Raw genomic sequence first — 17,626 nt, 5'->3', positions numbered from 1 at the left:
AAAAGAGCCTTGGTCATTTTTTTGATCCTTGGCTCCTGTTGTATTTACAGCTGTTTGTCATTGTCATTGTCATTCATGGCTTCGGCCGGTAGGATGTTCATCCCGCGCAGAATGGTTTCTGTTTTCTTCCTGGCACGTTCTCCATTGCGATCCTGGCCGCTGGTTAGATGTGTGGCAAAAACAAACGTCTTTTCCTTCGTTTCCACATAACCGACGTACCAAGCGTTTTCTTCCTTTTCGCTAGCCATACCTGCGTATACGAGGCCATCCTGTTTGTGAATAAGCATTCCCTCTTTTACCGCATCGATCTTGTCTTGATCAACCGACAACTGCCCTGACAGCATGCGCACCAGAAATTCGACCTGCTCGCGGACGGTGATCGCGGTCGTGCCATCGCTTGCTTGATGACCGTATCCGAGCTTCTGAAGAGATTGCTGCAACGCTTCCTTCTTTTGCGAATCTTGTGTCAGAAACGCGAGTGGAATATGTACGGTTGATAAAGGTGAAAAGCTTTTCTTCGCTTCCTCTTCATTGACCATATAGGTTGACGTGCTTTGCAGATCGCGCATGACAAAAGCGAGTTTTTCCTCATGGATCGCCGCGGTTTGTTTCAACATTTCTTGGCCCTGTGCTTGGGCCTTCTCTTTCTGAATCCACTCTGGTATCTCAATCCCAAACCCGCTCGCCACCGCTAGTAACAGCAGAGCCGCCAGCATGAGAAGATTGATCTGTTTCATATGAATCCCCCTGTCCAAACACCCTAACAAGTCTCCCTAACGTACGATACCTCACGCATCGTCTGTCTTCCATAAAATCATCTTCACATTTTGATGATAAAACGATGATAGCTCGATGATACGGATCGGCAAGATAAGCTTGTTTTCGTTAGAGGTCAGGACCAGGCGGAATGTTGATTACCGCACAGAAAGCCAAGAGAGTACTTTTTCGATGACCACAGGAAGATGGGATGTAAAACCGTGATCTCCCTCTTCTACCAGCAACAATTCCTTGGGCCCGTGGTATTGCTCGTAGAAGATACGGGAACCTGCTGCGGGCACAGCTGCATCCTGTGTGCCGTGAATCAGCAATACAGGGGCTTGATAGCTTTTGCTTGCCTCCACCGGATCATGACCGCTCTCCAGCAAATCATGGACAAACGTCGGTTCCAGAAAATAACTGCTGCCATAAAAGTGAGAGATGGTCTTGCCGGATTCCGCTTCAGCCCATTGCTTAGGACCGATAATCGTCTCACGAAAGTTATCGACCAGATTGATCACGGGAGCGAGTGCAATCCGTCCGGCGATCGGCACTCCCTGTACATCGGTCAAAAGGACGATCGCTCCGCCAAGGCTATGGCCCAGGAGATAGAGATGAGATTGGTGAAAACGTGGTTGTCCAGCAGTCCATTGGACCACCTCATGGAGATCCTCTATCCATCCGGAGACGGTCGTCTGTGCTGCAAATGTGCCTTCACTGTCCCCGGATCCGGCAAAATCGAAACGAATCGAAGCATAACCCGCTTGTTCCAGCGCATTGGCAATATGTACAAGCCGTTGTCCACCGCCTACTTTTTCCCCGGTAAAGCCGTGTGCGATCACGACAACCGGCGGATGCTCCACTCCAGTCGGCAGCTGCATCATGGCAGACAGCTGCATGCCGCGGCTCTTGATCCAGACATGTTCCTTCGCCATCTCGTTTCCCACCTCTCCTATTTCTTATCGATCAAGCATATAGCCAAAGCGGGGGATCGTGACAATCTGATCACCGTATTTGCCCAGCTTTTTACGAATCCGATAGACAAGAACGGTAATCTCATTTAACCCAACATCCGGAACGCCGCTTGCGCTTTCCTCCTGACGCTCGGGCCAAATATGCAGCTTGATCTCGTCAAAGCTGACCGCCTGATTCGCCTTCTGATAGAGAAACAGCAACAATTCCATATCCTTTCCGGCCAATGGGATCAGGGTACCGTCTACAAATACTTCCCTGCGCTCAGGGTGGATGATCAATCCCCCTGTTTTGCCTTCTTTCCAGCCAGGAGGGAAGACAAATTCCTTCGTCTGCTCCCATTCCTTTTCAAATTCATTATGAAAATGCAAGATCGCCTCACCCTTGGCCAAGCGAATCTGGTCGCCATCCCGCAGTAGCACAGGTTTGCCGGTAACCGCCACACCATTCACCTCGGTGCCGTGCTTGCTTTCCAGATCCTCCAGATAGCATTCCTGCTGCTGGCGCCTGATCACCGCATGCGCCCTGGAAATATACAGGCTGGTGAAGGCGATATCCGGGATATGATGATGCGTGCTTCTGCCGATGGCATATTCTTGATCGGTAATGGCGATGATACTGCCTTCAGGGAATGGCTCCCCTTTTTCCACCACCACATACACGTCGTGTTTCATTTATGGTTCACTCCGCTTTTCAAAATACTAAGCAAAAAAAAGAAAGCCCTTTACGCAGATTGTACACGAAAACGCTCGATCGTGTAACTGCTCAAAAGGCTTTTCCCTGTTTCAGCGGACATTCCAGGAATTTAACTGCTCGATCGGGATGATGGCCGTGCTGTTAATCATGGGGGTACCGGACACTTGTGCGATATTTTCCGTAATATAGACGCGGACTCCCGCAGCGAGCGTCATGATGCGGACCCCTTCCCTGCCGTTGAGGAACCGATTGTGTCGAATGGTGACCGAACCTCTCGTCATTTGCACGGCGATCGCACGGTCCGAAAACCCGTCGAACACATTTTGCGTGATGTCGATCATCCGATTTGCCGTTGATTCGCTTTTGCCGATGAAGATGACATACGGCGAGCTGTTGTTGCGGAAACGATTATCCCGAATGAGCGTGTGAAGATTTGCATCCTTGCCGGTCTGCTCGAGCGTCAGGATCGATTGCCTCGTGCGATTTTCGAGAAAATCATTGTCAATAAACCGGATATCCTCCGCAGATTCATCAACCATGATCAAGTGAGAATACGTGGTCCCATCGACGGGATCGGTGCCATTATTGCGAAAGATATTACTTTGCACCAGGATGTTTTTCCCGTTGGCTAAGCCTAAGCCGAGCGCGTTATTTTCCACCCGGTTCTGCACAAACCAGGCCTTGAATGTCGTTCCACCCTGATTGTTCTGATCCCCCGACAGCTTCAAGTTGGCCGGGTAGCCCCGAATATGATGGAAATAGTTATTGTCAATGTGCAAATACCGTCCGGAGCCAAACATATCGATGCCGTCCCCATTCAAATGACGAAACTCGTTGAAGGAAAGATATAGGTTTTCACTGTCTCCTCCGTTGAATTTCACTCCGTCTCCCGTTGCTTTTTCGAAGAGGCATTGAGTGATGACGACATTGTTGGCCTTCTGAACCATGACGAGGTTGTCCACAAGATATTCCCCGGAAACGGTGCATTTCTCCAGGCGCAAAAATTGATTCCAGAAAGTCTTGTCTTGATAATCGATTGGGTCGCCGTCATAGGTGCCATAAAAATACGCCAGGGCGCCATTGGTCATATGGCAGTCCAGTAGGGTCACGTGTGAAAGACGAATACCACGCAAAAACCGGGCTGCCCCTTGCGTGGATGGTGGTTCATACGTGAGTCGATACACTTGCACATGCGAAGAATCCTGAATTCGGAATAAATCGTGCTTTCCCCCTCTGATGACAGACCCGTTTCCTTCTATAAAAATGCGATTGGCTTTGGTCAATTCCAACGGAGCCGAGATTTTATAGATGCCTTTCGGAAAGAGAAGTACAGATGCTTTTCCGCTCGCCACGACCTTTATCGCTGCCTTGATCGCGGCTGTGTCATCGGTGCTGCCGTCTCCTTTCGCGCCGTATTCCATGACGTTGACTCGCTCTCCAGCCTCCAACTGAATGGCCATAACAGCTTCCCCCTTCCTTGCGGGTATCGTGCAAGCCAGTTACTATCACCATTCTATGTGGGCGAACATTGAAATGTGAGCGTTTTCTTTTCACTCTTTCTCACGTTTTCATGAATTCACGGACCGTCGCACCTTGATAAGTAGGAACGATATGATGCAGCAACATGATGATTTCCTCGTTTAAAGAGGGGGTATAGCTTTTTTGGACGATCTGCTCCAGCTTGCGCAGCACATAGGTGAATTCCTCGTACGAAAGCTCGCTAGGTTTGCCTACGAAAATGCGATTGTGCTTGGAGGCGGTTGCTCCTTCTTCCTGCGTCAGGATCTCTTCAAACAGTTTTTCTCCAGGGCGTATGCCTGTGTATACCACCTGAATGTCAATCCCCGGCTCCAAGCCGGAGAGACGGATCAGATCATGGGCCAGATCGGCTATTTTGACTGGTTTGCCCATATCGAGGATGAAGATTTCCCCTCCTGTCGCCAACGCTCCTGCTTGAATGACAAGCTGCACCGCTTCGGAAATCGTCATGAAGTAGCGGACCATCTCCGGATGTGTGACCGTGACTGGCCCGCCCTGCCTGATCTGCTGCTTGAACAATGGGATGACACTTCCCCGGCTTCCGAGCACGTTGCCGAATCGCACGGCCACGAATTTCGTTTGGCTCCGTTTATCCAGGCTTTGGATCATGAGCTCGGTAATTCGCTTTGTCGCTCCCATGACGCTCGTCGGGTTCACCGCTTTGTCCGTCGAGATCGCGACAAAACGCTCTGCCTGGTACGCATGCGCGCATTCCGCCAGATTGCGGGTGCCAAAAATATTGTTCTTGATCGCTTCTACGGCATTGCGTTCCATCAGCGGCACATGCTTGTGCGCGGCCGCATGAAAGACGATAGCTGGACGGTACATCTCGAAAATCGATTCAATCCGGTTGCGGTCCTGGATATCAGCAATGATCGGGATGATGTAGGCCGTCGGATCCAACCGTCTCAATTCATTTTCAATCGCATAGATGCTGTTCTCGCCATGGCCGAGGAGCAGCAGCATGCGCGGATGGAAAGAGGAGATTTGACGGCACAGCTCAGAGCCGATCGAACCGCCTGCCCCTGTTACCAGCACGACTTTATCCATGATGTATGCGGAAATTTCCTGCAAATCCACCTCCACTGAGTCGCGTCCCAGCAAGTCCTCCACTTGCACGTCGCGAATATGATCCAGGGATATCTTGCTTTGGACCATATCGCTCAGCCGGGGCAGCAGCTTGACCTGGATCCGGGCTGCTTTGCAGCGTTCAATGATGCTCGCCACCTCCACCTTGTCTAAGGAGGGAATAGCAATAATGACGAGATCGATCCGGTAGGCTTCCACCGTCTTGACGATATCGTAACGTGTCCCGACGATTGGAATGCCCATCACATTCAGCTTTTGTTTTCGCAAGTCGTCATCGAGGAAAGCAACCGGAAACACATCCGTATCGGCAGAATGCAGAAGCTCGGAAACAATCAGCTTGCCAGCCGAGCCGGCGCCAAACACCAACGCTCGCTTCTGATGGGGCTGATACTTGTTCATGCTGTTATGAAAAACACGCCATGCGATGCGGGATGAACCGATGCCGATCCAGGAGAGCAAGCAGGAGAGGATAAAAATCGAGGTAGGAATCGGGATGTGAAACTCGATGACCTGCAAGGCATGGTAGGCGCTCCATGCCATGACCACCGCGAGCACTCCGGCCTTGATGATCAGGAGCAGCTCTCGAATCCCCGCTTGCCGCCACGAGCAGCTGTATACCTTCAGGAGAAAAAACGAAACCAAAAAGCTGCCAGCGATCAACAGCAGCGCATAGGGAATCCCCGCGAGATACCGTTCCGTGACACTCCCCTCGAAGCGGATCAGGTAACTCAACAGGACAGCCACAGCGAAAAGCATGAGATCCAGTGCGATCGAGGATAACAGCCTTTGGTTCCGATTCATTGTTTATCCTCCCATGACTAGTAAGCCTACCCACCCACGGTCCGGCAGGGTCTATATAGATCCTATGGTCTTATGCCTCATTTCATGAGTAAAATGACTGGACTTATTGCCCACGTATTGCTTTCACCAGCATGACTTCATCGTATTTGAGCATCGTGCTGCCTGCTTCATAAGCGCCAAGCCGCGGTACATTGGGCCTACCCTGCAAATTGGCGGCCAGGCAGGCGAAGTAGTCCTCCCCGCACAGGTATGCATGCGGATAGCCTCCGCCAAATCTCGGGTTGATTTCCGATATGACATACGACTCTCCAATTTTAAAGCAGTCGATATCGATCGGCCCTCTTGGCTGCAGCTTATCAATCAGCCGGTGAATCAGCCCGGTTAAGGCAGGGTCTTGGATCGCCAGCGATCGATCCGTTTCCCCGGCTCGCATCCGCAGCTTCCTTTTCGTAAAGATCGAGACAGGCTCTCCTGAAATCAAATCTACGTAGGCGTCGACCCCGTATTCATCCCCATGAAGATAAGGTTGGACAATCAGCTCTTCTAGTCCTTTGCCAAGCACCTGCTTCAGATCGGTGATGGAGGTCACCACCGAGATTCCTTGGCTCGCGCTCCCTTTGCGAGGTTTCACCAGCATCGGGAAGGAAAGCACGCCCTCGGAGATCGCATCCGTGATCTCTTCTACTGTCCCATAGGTCGGAATGTGCGGGAAATCATGCTTTTGCAAAAAATCACTCGTTGCTTTTTTATCCAGACATAGCTCTACCACTTCCGGAGAGGAAACAATGACCTGCACCCCTGCATCACGGAATGACTCCGCCTGCCGGGCGAGTAAAGACAGTTCCGGATCGATCAGGGAGAGCACGGCTTCAATCTGATAATGGATGCATATCTGTAACAGCACATCTACATAGTCCGGCTCATCAATCCGCGAGACGATTTGATGCGCATCCGCCGCATAAAGCGCCGGCGCCGTCCAGTCACAATCAACCGCTACGACCTTTCCTTTGCCCGCCAAGGACTCCTTCAGGCAACGCACCAAGTTTACGCGCCGTCCCACACTCGTCAACAATACATTCATCTCGCATTCTCCTCTTGGCCGCTTGGCTGGCTCGGAAAGTGGTACAGCTCATCGGAAAAAAACGCTTCGATCGTTTCTTTTCTCCTGGCAATCAGCCATTCGTCTTTGCGTGTTGCGATTATCGGAGGTCTTTCTTTGATAAACGGCGGGGAAAATACGATGGTATAGGCGCCGACATGGCTGAACAGGAGGAAATCCCCTATCTGCGGCTCAGGAGCCTTATGGCCAAACAGCAGGTAATCCTTTTCCATACAGGTGTACCCGACCACGTGATATTCCGCTTCCCCATTACGCGGATCGGGACTGATGATCTGCATCGGCAGATTATGGGGATGCATGGTCGGTTTTATGTTGTGGACGCTGCCATCTACCAAAACGAAGCGCTTGCCGCGATTTTCCTTGCGATCGATCACTTTGCAAACAAATATAAACGTATCAGCTACCAGTGAAATGCCCGGTTCCAGTATGAGGGTTGGCTTCTTTTCGAGCTTCCGCAGCTCTTCGTGCATAGCCGAACAGATCACCTCGGCGTAATCCTCGTAGCTGGGGATGTCTGTTGCCTGGAATGTATCCGGGAGCGGGCCATACATACCACCGCCGACGTCGATGTAGGAGAGGTTGTCCCCCAACGTCTCGACTGCCAGTTGGCACAGTGTACGCGTAATGGTTTCGTAGACGGACAGACTGCGATTCGCAGAAAAATGACCGTGCAGCCCAACGACGCTGACATTGGCTACCCCTTCCAATCGCTGTAAGGCCATGTGGTAGCTGCCATTTTCTACGCAAAATCCAAAACGACTCACCTCATATCCGGATTGAAGCGGACTTTTTCCATCCTGATCGAGCTGAAAATTGACCCGCAGTCCGACGTTGATCTGCCGCAATGGGTTCTCCCTGGCACAGTTGATGACCATCTCAAGCTCGGCCCAGGAATCGAGATTTACGATGCAGCCCTTTTGCAGCGCTTCCTGCAGCTCGGCTTCTCTTTTCAAGGGGCCATTGAAAATGATGTGCTGCGGAGCAACCCCCAGCTTGCATGCTAGTTCATACTCCAAGCCGGAGACCACCTCGGCATATGCCCCTGCTTCGTGCAGCGAATAGCAGAGATAAGGCAAATAATTCGTCTTGTACGAATAGCCAATCCGCACGTCGGGATATCGCTGTGCAAAGGCCTGACGCATTCGGCTATAGTTGCCTAGCAAGCGATCGGCATCAAACAAGTAAAAAGCGGATTGATAGAGCTCATACCATCGGGAAAGCTGATCATAGGTATACATGCAAAGCCTCCCCGCTAGAATGGGATTGGCAACTCCGGATCGTTTCGATCACGCGCAGCTGCTCTTCTTCTGTCAGGCTGGAGCCGGAAGGGAGACAGATACCCTGATCAAATAAGCGATCTGCTACGCTGATATTCTCGTCATGCGGATAGAAGAGACATCCGGTGAACAAGGGCTGCTGATGCATGGGCTTCCAGACCCTCCTGGACTCGATGTCGGCTTGCTCCAACGCTTTGATGACCGCCGACGCGGTGCAGCCAAAACGTGTTTCGTCAACAGTAAACACACTCAGCCAGCGTGTAGATCGACCCGTTGCTGCCTCTGGCATGCTCTCCCAGCCTGGCAGATGCGCCAGCCCTTGTTCATATCGCCTAAAAACCTGACGTCGTGCTGCGATACGGTCTTCCAGAACACGCAGCTGCCCTCTTCCCACTGCTGCGAGCAGATTGCTCAGCCGATAATTATATCCTTGTTCATGATGCAGATAGTAAGGGACTTGCTCACGTGCCTGAGCAGCAAGGAACCGGGCACGCTCGAGCGCGGCCCTATCATCGGAGACGAGCATACCTCCGCCGGATGTCGTGATGATTTTGTTGCCATTGAACGAATACACGCCAAATCTGCCAAACGTCCCACATGACTTTTCCCAATACGATGCTCCAAGTGCTTCCGCAGCGTCCTCAATGATCGGCACCTCGTATTCCTGGCACACCCGGACGATTTCATCCATCTTGGCGGCTTGCCCATACAGATGGACGACGATGACCGCCTTGGGTAACCGTTTTTTTTCCTTCGCCTCCTGCAAAGCCCGGCGCAATGCAGCTGGCGACATATTCCACGTATCAGGCTCCGAGTCAATGAACACGGGTGTGGCTCCCAGATACAACACCGGATTGACGCTGGCGACAAAGGTAAGGCTGGAGCAAAACACGAGTTCCCCCACCCCGATGTCCAGCAGTCTCAGGGCAAGATGGATGCCCGCAGTCCCTGAGGAAAGAGCCACCGCTCCTTTTGCTCCGACCCGCTCGGCCAGCTCCCGCTCAAACGCTTCCACCTGTGGCCCCAGGGGAGCAATCCAATTGGACGCGAAAGCTTCCGCCATAAAAACCTGCTCTTCTGTGCCCAGATGCGGAGGCGACAGATAGATACGCTTGTTGGTCGTCATCGTTTCTCCTCCTGTTCAGCCGAATGATTGCCCGTCCACCGCTTCCTTTTTGCTTCCGGCAAAATCCTCGACGACCAAATACTCCTGCTGGGCAGTCTCTTCGCGATGAAAGACTTTTCCCGCCGTCATCCAGAGAATGCGCAGGTCAAGCAGGAAGGAGCGGTGATCCACGTACCACACATCCAACGCGAACTTTTCTTCCCAGGTCAGCGCATTCCTACCGTGTACCTGGGCCCAGCCGGTGATCCCCGGCTTTACCTCGTGCCTTCTGGCCTGTTCGGGACTGTAAAGCGGCAAGTACTCCATCAGGAGCGGCCGCGGCCCGACAAGGCTCAACTCGCCTTTCAGCACATTCAACAGCTGCGGCAGCTCATCCAAGCTGTACTTTCGCAACATCCTGCCCAAAGGAATGATTCTGGCCTCATCGGGCAGCAGCCGCCCTTGCTCATCTCGCTGATCCGTCATGGTGCGAAATTTATAGATGATAAACGGCCTCCCCTGAAAACCTGGGCGCCTTTGCTTGAACAACACCGGAGAGCCGATTTTGACACGAATCAGAATGATCAGAACGATGAGAACGGGAAGAAGGCAAAGCAAAAGCAGCAAAGCGACGGTGAAATCGAGGCATCGTTTCATCTGCTTGCCTGAGTTGTGCTTTTCAGTCTGACGAGACGGGTTTCCAGTAGCTTGATGACTTCTTCCCCCATGTCCGTACGGGCTAAGGCGAAATCAATGGTTGCTTCGATGAACCCCAGCTTGTCACCGACATCGTAGCGTTTTCCATGCATCTCATAGGCCATGACCGCCTGACGTTTGGATAGGAGCCGCAGCGCATCCGTCAGTTGGATTTCTCCGCCCGCCCCCGCCTCCAGCCTTTCCAAAATAGCGAAGATCTCCGGACGGATGACGTAGCGTCCCATAATCGCAAGGCGAGAAGGCGATTCCTCGCGGCGCGGCTTTTCGATCAGATCGCTGACATGATAGAGACCACTGCTGGCAGGCATCCGTTCCCCACAGACGATTCCGTACCGCTCCACCGCTTCCTCGCTTACCTGCTGGACACCGATGACCGAGGTATGGAAATGTTCGTAAGCCTCGATGAGCTGCCGCAAACAAGGCTTCTCCGATACCACGATGTCGTCTCCCAGCAGCACCGCAAATGGCTCATCGCCGATAAAAGTACGGGCACACCAGATCGCATGTCCCAGCCCCTTTGGGTCCTTTTGCCTGATGTAATGGATGTCGGCCAGATTGGTGATCCGTTCGATTTCCTCCAGTTCGGCAAGCTTCTGCTTGGCAGAAAGAATCGCCTCTAATTCATACGATTTGTCAAAATGATCCTCTATGGCTCGCTTGCCCCGCCCCGTGACGATGATGATATGCTCGATCCCCGAGGAAACAGCCTCCTCGACGATGTATTGGATCGTTGGCTTGTCTACGATGGGCAGCATCTCCTTCGGCTGCGCCTTCGTGGCAGGCAGAAAACGGGTCCCAAGCCCCGCTGCCGGAATGATCGCTTTTCTGACCTTCATTTTGCCCATACCCTCCCTCTGGCAGATACCGTCTGCGCCTGGTTCAATGCTTTTGCCAATAGCTCCTCCATTTGGCCGGCTAACTTGATGCGGTCGTATTTTTCTTCTGCCAGACGCCGTGCACGAATCCCCATGTCCCACAGACGTTCCTTGTCGTTTTTCACAGCACGCAGCAAACGGGCGAGATTCTCCGGCTCGTGCGGATCGACATAGAAACCGACCCCATACGACTCTACGATCTCTTTCGTCCACCCTGCCGCATTGACGATCACCGGCTTTCCTGCTGCCAAAGAGTCGAAAAACTTGTTGGGAGAATTGGTCGCGAGGATCGGCAATGGACGAAACGAAGTGACCGTCACATCAGCCATGGACAAATAAAGCGGCATCTCTTTGCGCGGAACAGCCCCCGTAAAAAGGATGTTGGTTAATCCCTGTTCCCGTGCCGTTTTCTCCATCTCCGGTCTGGTTTTTCCCTCTCCCGCAAAGATAAAGAAAATCTCGCTTTCTCCCAGCTGCTGTAACAGGATGGCGGTGCGGATGAGAGAATCAAGCCCATTGGCGACGCCCATCGCCCCGCCATGCAGGACGACCAGCTTTCCTTCAAGAGACAGTTTCCTTCTTATCACGGCGGCACTCCCCTGCACCGTGGCGTTTGATGGGTCAAACAGTTCCAGATCAGAGCAGTTGGGGATCATGCTTACCTTTTCCTGCGGGATCCCGGTGTCTAGGATACCCGCAACCATCCCCGGCGACAGACCTACCACCTGTACCGCCTCCCGATACGTGGTGCGCTCCAGCCATCGCAGCAGCCGGATTGCAAGCCGGGAACGGACTGCCCCCATTTGGATCGGAGCCTCCGGCCAAAGGTCCCGCACCTCAAACACAAACGGAATCCTTCTAAGCTTTTTTAGCAGTAAAGCAGTGATGGCGACAGTCAATGGGGTCGAAGTGGCGAATACGAGGTCGTGCCGCTTGAGAAAGAGAGCGATCCACGTGGAAAAGAAGACGAAGGCGAAAAAGGCGAGCGCTCGGCGCAGAAAGCCCATGTAATTGGAGTACGCATTTTTTACGGCAATGATCCGGATTCCGTCCACCGTGCAGGTGCGAGTGAACCAACCTGCCTCCTCCCCCTCCATCGGCGGCAGATAGGAATCCCCGGTCAGTACGGTCACCTGGTGCCCCTTTTTCACGAAATATTTGGCGAACTCGTAGGAACGGGTGCCGAGCGTGCCTTCCCGGGTCGTAAAGTATTGATGGATATACAAAATTTTCACCGGGACCACTCCTTTTCGCCTAGCAGTTGCCAGCATGTATTGTTACTAGTACTTTATTCATGGCCATCCCTGCACAGAACCAAAGTCCCCTATCGGTAAGACTGGCGCAGCCAGATCTCCAGTGCCAACGGATTGAAAATATCCTTGAACCAGATGGTGCCTTTTCCTACAGGCTGACGACAGTACTGCTCGTACTTGGCCAACAGGTTTTGCCGGTGGATGAGTCCATGGGTAAAAATCAGGCTATCCGGTGAAAAATAGCGGAGCACCTCGTCTCTAAGCTCATGCTTCAACCATTCGCTTTGCGGATTGACGAAGCCTTGCTTATCCTTTCTCCAGGCGATTTGCGCTGGAAGCAGCGGCTCCATGGCTTTGCGGAGCAGGTATTTGGTCCAGCCGTCGCGCAGCTTGAAGTGCGGGGGCAAGGGAAGGAGCATCTCAATGAGTCGATAGTCCAAAAAGGGCAACCGCACCTCTCGCGACCATGCCATGGACATCCGATCCTCGTAATGGGTAAGCACAGGCACCGAGAACCGGGTGATATCGAGCAGCTGTCTTTCTGCTACCGTCATGCCTTTTTCCAGACCGAGCTGAACCGGTCGATAGCTCTGCAGCGCTTCGCCGGCAATATCGGCTTCCTTTGCTTTGAAAAAAGATGGCAAGTAGCGCTTGGCTTCCGAGTACGAAAATTGATGCAGGATCGTTTTCTGCCGCCAGAATGCAACCAGCACCTGCTGTGCCTCCCGATACTTCCCTTGGTGCATCAGCGCTTGCAGATAGAAGCCCACATATTTCCGGTAGCCGCACAGCAGCTCATCCGCCCCCTGTCCGCTCAAGATTACAGTAATCCCGAGCTCCTTGGCATGCTGCATCAGCAAGTAATGCGCCACGGTGGAAAAGCTGCCGATCGGTTCGTCGTTGTACCAGGTCACATTATGCAAGTAATCAAAAGCCTGCTTCGCCTCGAATTGCAGCATGACTTTATGAACAGGCTGCTGCAAATGCCGACTCATCATGTCTATATGGGGACTCTCGTCAAATCGCGTGTCATGACTGACCGCTGACAGGATATGCAGGTTGTCTTCCCCTTTGGTGAAGGTGTTCATGACTGCTGCAATGGAGGAGGAATCCAGACCGCCGGAGAGCAGCACTCCGACCGGAACGTCGCTGCGCAGACGCAGCCGCACCGCATCTGCAAACAGCTCTTGGACTTGTTCGATCAGTTGCTTCTCTGTCTTCGCTTCGTTCGTCTGGAGCTGGGGAAATTGCCAGTACGGCTGCAGCTTCATGTCAAGGGAGCCGGAAGCCAGATCGAGCGAAAGCGTATGGCGAGGGGGGACTTTGCGGATCTCTTGATAAAACGTGTCTTCTGTGGCGCAGAGCAATGATTGCTGGATATAAGCGCCGATGGCGGCATGATTCAGGGCAAAGGTGCGATTCGCAAGCTTGAGAATGGTCTTGATTTCGGAGGCGAACAAAAGCTCACCGCCTACCTCGGCATAGTAAAGCGGCTTTACGCCGAAGCGATCCCGACTCAGATGCAGCTTTCGATTGTCGAGATCAAGCCAGGCAAAAGCCCACATGCCGTTGAAACGCGGCAAGGCCGCTTCGATTCCCCAATGATGCAAAGCCGTCAGCACTACTTCTGTATCACTGTCACTGATAAACTGGCACCCTTGCTCGTGTAGCTCACGGCGTATTTCCTTGTAGTTGTACACCTCGCCGTTGTAGATCAATACCCCTTTTTTCCGCTGGTAGACAAACGGCTGTGCGCCTAGCTCGCTGCGATCGAGGATCGAAAGCCGCTGGTGGGCAAATCCCACGGTACACTCCCCGAGCCGATAGACACCAATCCCTTGCCCATCTGGTCCGCGATGACGCTGTATCGCTTCTGCCTGCAGCAGTTGTTCATGGATGGATGCAGTCGCTTTGGTTACGATGCCAGCTATCCCGCACATCGGTTAGCCTCCTTTCTCCATGGCGAGATCTTGAAGCGCCGTTCCTCTACCGACACCCAGCAGCGGGAGAAGGATGTCCCCGATGACCCGCTGCTCGGTAAATCGCTGTGCTGTCCTTCCTGCAGCCGCGCTGAGCTGGGCGTGTAACGCCGGAGTCTGGAGAACCTTTTCCACATAGAAGGCAATCTCTTCCGGACTCCGCGGGTTGACAAGAAACCCGTTTTCACCGTGATGGACAAGCTCAGGGATCATTCGCCACTGAGAAGCAACCACAGGTACAGAAGCAAAAAACGCTTCCACGATCACTGCGGGATACCCTTCTCCCGGGTGGTAGCTGGGCAGCAGCAGCAAATCATAGCCGGCTATCGTTTGCACCACGTTTTTTTGCGCCAGGATGCCCCCATAGCTCGCTTCGGGAAGCTCCGCCAGCAGTTGAAAAAATCGCTCACGATCCTGCCGAAAGATCGGGCCGTAAAAGGTACAGGACATGCCTGGCACCTGCTTCATAGCTTCGAGGATGTCAAAGACACCTTTTTCAGTGCGAATCTGACCCACGAAAACGGTACGGATCTTATCAATGACTGGCTTTTCCGTGTACGCGATGGGCTCAAAAGGGAGAAAATTGGGGAAATGCACCACCTTGGCCTCCGAGACTCCCTGCACTTGGGTAAAATAGCGGCAGAGCTGTTTCGTTTGCGGCAATAAAACATCCACTTTCGAGAAGATCCGCATAGCCAATCGTTGAAACCAGCGCGGGAGTCTGCCGAACTCCTCGGCAAAATCTCCGCCAAACAGCTTGAGGATCAGCCTTTTGTTGAAAAAATGAAACAGCAGGATCAGCACCAGCCCGATCGTATAGGCAAAGCGATTGTTTGCCCAGATCAGCATGCCGTCAACCGTGTTTCGCTTGAATAGAGCAGCACCGGCAATTCTGATAGCATTGCACAAATCGCGCCAATCAAGCCTGCGAACGAGTCTGCTTTCTTTTTCTTTACGTGAAGTATCAATGATCTCAAGCTGAATCCCGGCTTCGCGTAGAAGACGATTTTCTACTAACCGGGAAAAGGAGATGGTATCTCCGCCAATGGGAGGAGGCAATGGTCCTACCGCCAAGTACCTGTACGTTCGCATCTTTCCCCTGCTCCTTCCTCTACCCTCCCATGTTCAAATGCTTGCTCGTAGGCGTTCACGACCTGTTTTGCATCGTATGCCAACGCGCGTTCACGACCGGGAGCAAACTTGTATTCCCCGCACAGCACGCTGATCATCCCCGCTGTCAAGGCGGCTACCCGCTCCGGTTCGACCAGCAAGCCATATCGGTTTCCTTGTAAAATTTCACGAGGACCGCTTGGACAATCTGCCGCGACCACCTGACATCCGCAGGCTAGCGCTTCGAGCAAAATGTTGGGAAAGCCCTCCCAGCGCGACGGAAGCACAAACAGATCGGCTTGGGCCAAAAAAGCATATGGATTTTCTTGAAAGCCCAAAAAACTAACCCGTTCCTCTATTCCGAGCGCGCGAGCCTGCGCTTTCAGCTCGCCCTCCAGCGGACCTTCTCCGAGGATCGCGAGCCGAGCATCTTGTACAGCCTTGGCCACTTGGGCAAAGGCAGCCAGCAGCAGGTCAAACCCTTTTTGATAGGTCAGTCTCCCGGCTGCGACAATCTGCTTTCCCGCTGGCAGCAAAAAAGCTTCCTCTTTCCTCGCCGCTTTTTGGAGTACGCTCGCCACATCAAGCGGATTGTAGATGCGGATCACTTTTTCCTGCGAGAGATGGGGTAAAAAGTCTAGCAAATCCTGTTTCATTCCTTCTGACTGCACGATGACCAGATCTGCCTTCGGATAGAGCAACCTGTACAACGCTTTAAATGCCACACGTTTCAGAGAAGAGAGGGCTCCGATGGCATGTGTAGGCGTATTGGCTTCCCTGATGACAATCCGCGGCTTTTTCGCAAACGCCATCTTCCCCGCAATTACAGCCAGGTTCATATAATCCATCGTGGACATCACGACCGCTGGCTGCAGACGGTTGATTTCTTTGACCATCTTTCGCCAAGCATGGCGCACTCTTCCCGCCTGCAGATTCACGACCTGTACATCTTCCGGGATCAACGCGACATACGGTCCTGACAGCTCGACGGTCATCAGGATCGGTTCAAAACGGCTGCGGTCCAGATGACGCAGCACCGTGACCATGACCCGCTCCGCTCCGCCGCCTGCCAGATTGGGCATCACGAAAACGATTCGTAACGGTTGCTTCATCGTGTTACCCCCTTGCTTTAATGCGCCCTCACACCGGTCGTGAAGGAAGCCAGCCACGCTTTCCTTGTGCTTCATACAGCAGATAGAAGGAAGCCGCGGTCAGCAGCCAGCAACTTTTCTCCATATAGCTCACCATGCCAAAATCCCAGAGGAAGGAAATGACGGTCATCAACAGGACCAACAGATTGCGGCTGTCCGCGAATATTCCCCGCATGCAGAAGGCGATGATGACCAGATCCGTCAAGTAAAACAATGTCGTCCCAAGTAGGCCGAAGTCAGCCAGCATCTCCGCAAAATTATTGTGCGAATACGTGCCATAAGACCCTAATACACGGAACTGGTCGATGCCATTGCCGATCAACGGATGCTGCACCCAGAGTGCGAGCGCCTCCTCGATCATCGACAGCCTGGTTGCCGAGCTTGTATTTTCGCCGGCCAACAGATCGAGGAAACGTTTCGTTACCGTTATCTCCTCCAGATGACCATACAGATAACTGCCAACAAACAGCGGGATGGTCACAAGCAGCAAATAGATCGCCACCATTCCCGCCTTTTTCAAATAGGAGGTACGTGACCATACATGCAGCTTTACCGCCGCAAAAAACAGAAAGACCGCCCAGAATAAAATCATCTTGATGCTGCCCGAGAAGATCGTGGCAAACAGTACAAATCCGGTTGCTGCCAGACCGTGGCCAATCTTTCCTTTGTCCGCCGCCATCATGATAAAAGCTGCGGTTGTCAGATGAATCGCCATGCCGTTGGGATTGCCAAGAATTCCCGCAAGCCGCATATTGCTTTCCGCTTCTGCCATTTCCGGCAAGGTGCTGAGGATAATGATGACACCGCTCCACAAACAACCTCGCACCACCGCCTGCCAGGAAGCGCCAGCCAACAGCGCAGTCCACACCACAAAAGCCCCCGCGGAACTGGAAAGCAGACTGACCATCGAGATGAGGGCAGTGCCCTGGTCAGCTGCCCAAAGGATGGTTGCTAGCGCATAGATGATAAAGAGAAATGGCAGCATCATCCACCGCGATAGCAGCAGCTCCTCCCGCTGGTGATACCGGATCAGCAGCATAAAGCCGATGATGCCGGCCAGCACAATGCTGCTGCGGGAAAGGAGGGGGATTTCCGGAAAAAGCAGCACGCTGCAAACGTATAGGAAAACCAATACAGACAAAGGACGATCGCACTCCGGTTCATGTGCTGGTTTCATGACCCTTCA

Annotated in this window: 15 protein-coding genes; all 15 read right to left on the bottom strand. The window is 52.9% G+C overall.

Going from position 1 to position 17,626, the window contains the following annotated elements; all coding sequences use genetic code 11:
* Positions 1-44: 44 nt before the first annotated feature.
* The 15 genes from EIZ37_RS16535 to EIZ37_RS16465 all read right to left on the bottom strand — a co-directional run bounded on the left by EIZ37_RS16535 (position 45) and on the right by EIZ37_RS16465 (position 17,617).
* Positions 45-737, bottom strand: a complete 693-nt coding sequence (locus EIZ37_RS16535; RefSeq protein WP_134685871.1) for a hypothetical protein — start codon at positions 735-737, stop codon at positions 45-47.
* A 177-nt stretch (positions 738-914) separates the two neighbouring features.
* Entirely contained in the window at positions 915-1,691 is a 777-nt protein-coding gene (locus EIZ37_RS16530) for an alpha/beta hydrolase (RefSeq protein ID WP_134685870.1), read from the bottom strand.
* A gap of 24 nt (positions 1,692-1,715) precedes the next feature.
* Positions 1,716-2,402: an FHA domain-containing protein gene (locus tag EIZ37_RS16525; RefSeq protein ID WP_134685869.1), complete on the bottom strand. Its 687-nt coding sequence runs from the start codon at positions 2,400-2,402 to the stop codon at positions 1,716-1,718.
* 111 nt (positions 2,403-2,513) lie between these two features.
* Positions 2,514-3,884 (bottom strand): right-handed parallel beta-helix repeat-containing protein, encoded by a 1,371-nt coding sequence (locus EIZ37_RS16520; protein ID WP_134685868.1) that lies wholly within the window; start codon positions 3,882-3,884, stop codon positions 2,514-2,516.
* 100 nt (positions 3,885-3,984) lie between these two features.
* Positions 3,985-5,853, bottom strand: a complete 1,869-nt coding sequence (locus EIZ37_RS16515) for a polysaccharide biosynthesis protein (protein WP_134685867.1) — start codon at positions 5,851-5,853, stop codon at positions 3,985-3,987.
* Positions 5,854-5,956: 103 nt separating this feature from the next.
* The gene (locus EIZ37_RS16510; protein ID WP_134685866.1) at positions 5,957-6,934 is read right to left on the bottom strand and encodes an ATP-grasp domain-containing protein; all 978 of its coding nucleotides are present in this window, start codon (positions 6,932-6,934) and stop codon (positions 5,957-5,959) included.
* On the bottom strand, positions 6,931-8,211 hold the full coding sequence (locus tag EIZ37_RS16505) for a type III PLP-dependent enzyme domain-containing protein (protein WP_134685865.1): 1,281 nt from the start codon (positions 8,209-8,211) through the stop codon (positions 6,931-6,933). Before EIZ37_RS16505 ends, EIZ37_RS16510 begins: the two co-directional genes overlap by 4 nt.
* The gene (locus tag EIZ37_RS16500) at positions 8,198-9,376 is read right to left on the bottom strand and encodes a DegT/DnrJ/EryC1/StrS family aminotransferase (RefSeq protein WP_134685864.1); all 1,179 of its coding nucleotides are present in this window, start codon (positions 9,374-9,376) and stop codon (positions 8,198-8,200) included. Before EIZ37_RS16500 ends, EIZ37_RS16505 begins: the two co-directional genes overlap by 14 nt.
* 15 nt (positions 9,377-9,391) lie before the next feature.
* On the bottom strand, positions 9,392-10,012 hold the full coding sequence (locus EIZ37_RS16495) for a sugar transferase (protein WP_134685863.1): 621 nt from the start codon (positions 10,010-10,012) through the stop codon (positions 9,392-9,394).
* Positions 10,009-10,908, bottom strand: a complete 900-nt coding sequence (gene galU / locus EIZ37_RS16490; protein ID WP_134685862.1) for a UTP--glucose-1-phosphate uridylyltransferase GalU — start codon at positions 10,906-10,908, stop codon at positions 10,009-10,011. The genes EIZ37_RS16495 and galU overlap by 4 nt, the downstream gene beginning before the upstream one ends.
* A complete protein-coding gene (locus tag EIZ37_RS16485; protein WP_167568951.1) occupies positions 10,905-12,182 on the bottom strand; it encodes a glycosyltransferase family 4 protein in 1,278 nt (425 codons plus the stop codon). Before EIZ37_RS16485 ends, galU begins: the two co-directional genes overlap by 4 nt.
* 89 nt (positions 12,183-12,271) lie before the next feature.
* Positions 12,272-14,140, bottom strand: a complete 1,869-nt coding sequence (asnB, locus tag EIZ37_RS16480) for an asparagine synthase (glutamine-hydrolyzing) (RefSeq protein ID WP_134685860.1) — start codon at positions 14,138-14,140, stop codon at positions 12,272-12,274.
* Between the two features lie 3 nt (positions 14,141-14,143).
* Complete coding sequence (locus EIZ37_RS16475; RefSeq protein WP_134685859.1) at positions 14,144-15,271, bottom strand: glycosyltransferase family 4 protein; 1,128 nt, start codon at positions 15,269-15,271, stop codon at positions 14,144-14,146.
* Positions 15,244-16,401: a glycosyltransferase gene (locus EIZ37_RS16470; protein ID WP_167568949.1), complete on the bottom strand. Its 1,158-nt coding sequence runs from the start codon at positions 16,399-16,401 to the stop codon at positions 15,244-15,246. Before EIZ37_RS16470 ends, EIZ37_RS16475 begins: the two co-directional genes overlap by 28 nt.
* A gap of 28 nt (positions 16,402-16,429) precedes the next feature.
* The gene (locus tag EIZ37_RS16465) at positions 16,430-17,617 is read right to left on the bottom strand and encodes an O-antigen ligase family protein (RefSeq protein ID WP_134685857.1); all 1,188 of its coding nucleotides are present in this window, start codon (positions 17,615-17,617) and stop codon (positions 16,430-16,432) included.
* Positions 17,618-17,626 lie beyond the last annotated feature (9 nt).

The sequence above is a fragment of the Brevibacillus migulae genome, from assembly GCF_004521915.1.
Taxonomy (GTDB): domain Bacteria; phylum Bacillota; class Bacilli; order Brevibacillales; family Brevibacillaceae; genus Brevibacillus_F; species Brevibacillus_F migulae.
This window is presented reverse-complemented; position numbering and strand designations above follow the sequence as displayed.

Bases quoted from the DNA above. Each gene is read 5' to 3' on its own strand.
- EIZ37_RS16520 (WP_134685868.1), bottom strand. From the start codon at position 3,884: ATGGCCATTCAGTTGGAGGCTGGAGAGCGAGTCAACGTCATGGAATAC.
- galU (WP_134685862.1), bottom strand. From the start codon at position 10,908: ATGAAGGTCAGAAAAGCGATCATTCCGGCAGCGGGGCTTGGGACCCGT.
- EIZ37_RS16465 (WP_134685857.1), bottom strand. From the start codon at position 17,617: ATGAAACCAGCACATGAACCGGAGTGCGATCGTCCTTTGTCTGTATTG.
- EIZ37_RS16475 (WP_134685859.1), bottom strand. From the start codon at position 15,271: ATGCGAACGTACAGGTACTTGGCGGTAGGACCATTGCCTCCTCCCATT.
- EIZ37_RS16510 (WP_134685866.1), bottom strand. From the start codon at position 6,934: ATGAATGTATTGTTGACGAGTGTGGGACGGCGCGTAAACTTGGTGCGT.
- EIZ37_RS16530 (WP_134685870.1), bottom strand. From the start codon at position 1,691: ATGGCGAAGGAACATGTCTGGATCAAGAGCCGCGGCATGCAGCTGTCT.
- EIZ37_RS16505 (WP_134685865.1), bottom strand. From the start codon at position 8,211: ATGTATACCTATGATCAGCTTTCCCGATGGTATGAGCTCTATCAATCC.
- EIZ37_RS16525 (WP_134685869.1), bottom strand. From the start codon at position 2,402: ATGAAACACGACGTGTATGTGGTGGTGGAAAAAGGGGAGCCATTCCCT.
- asnB (WP_134685860.1), bottom strand. From the start codon at position 14,140: ATGTGCGGGATAGCTGGCATCGTAACCAAAGCGACTGCATCCATCCAT.
- EIZ37_RS16535 (WP_134685871.1), bottom strand. From the start codon at position 737: ATGAAACAGATCAATCTTCTCATGCTGGCGGCTCTGCTGTTACTAGCG.
- EIZ37_RS16470 (WP_167568949.1), bottom strand. From the start codon at position 16,401: ATGAAGCAACCGTTACGAATCGTTTTCGTGATGCCCAATCTGGCAGGC.
- EIZ37_RS16500 (WP_134685864.1), bottom strand. From the start codon at position 9,376: ATGACGACCAACAAGCGTATCTATCTGTCGCCTCCGCATCTGGGCACA.
- EIZ37_RS16495 (WP_134685863.1), bottom strand. From the start codon at position 10,012: ATGAAACGATGCCTCGATTTCACCGTCGCTTTGCTGCTTTTGCTTTGC.
- EIZ37_RS16515 (WP_134685867.1), bottom strand. From the start codon at position 5,853: ATGAATCGGAACCAAAGGCTGTTATCCTCGATCGCACTGGATCTCATG.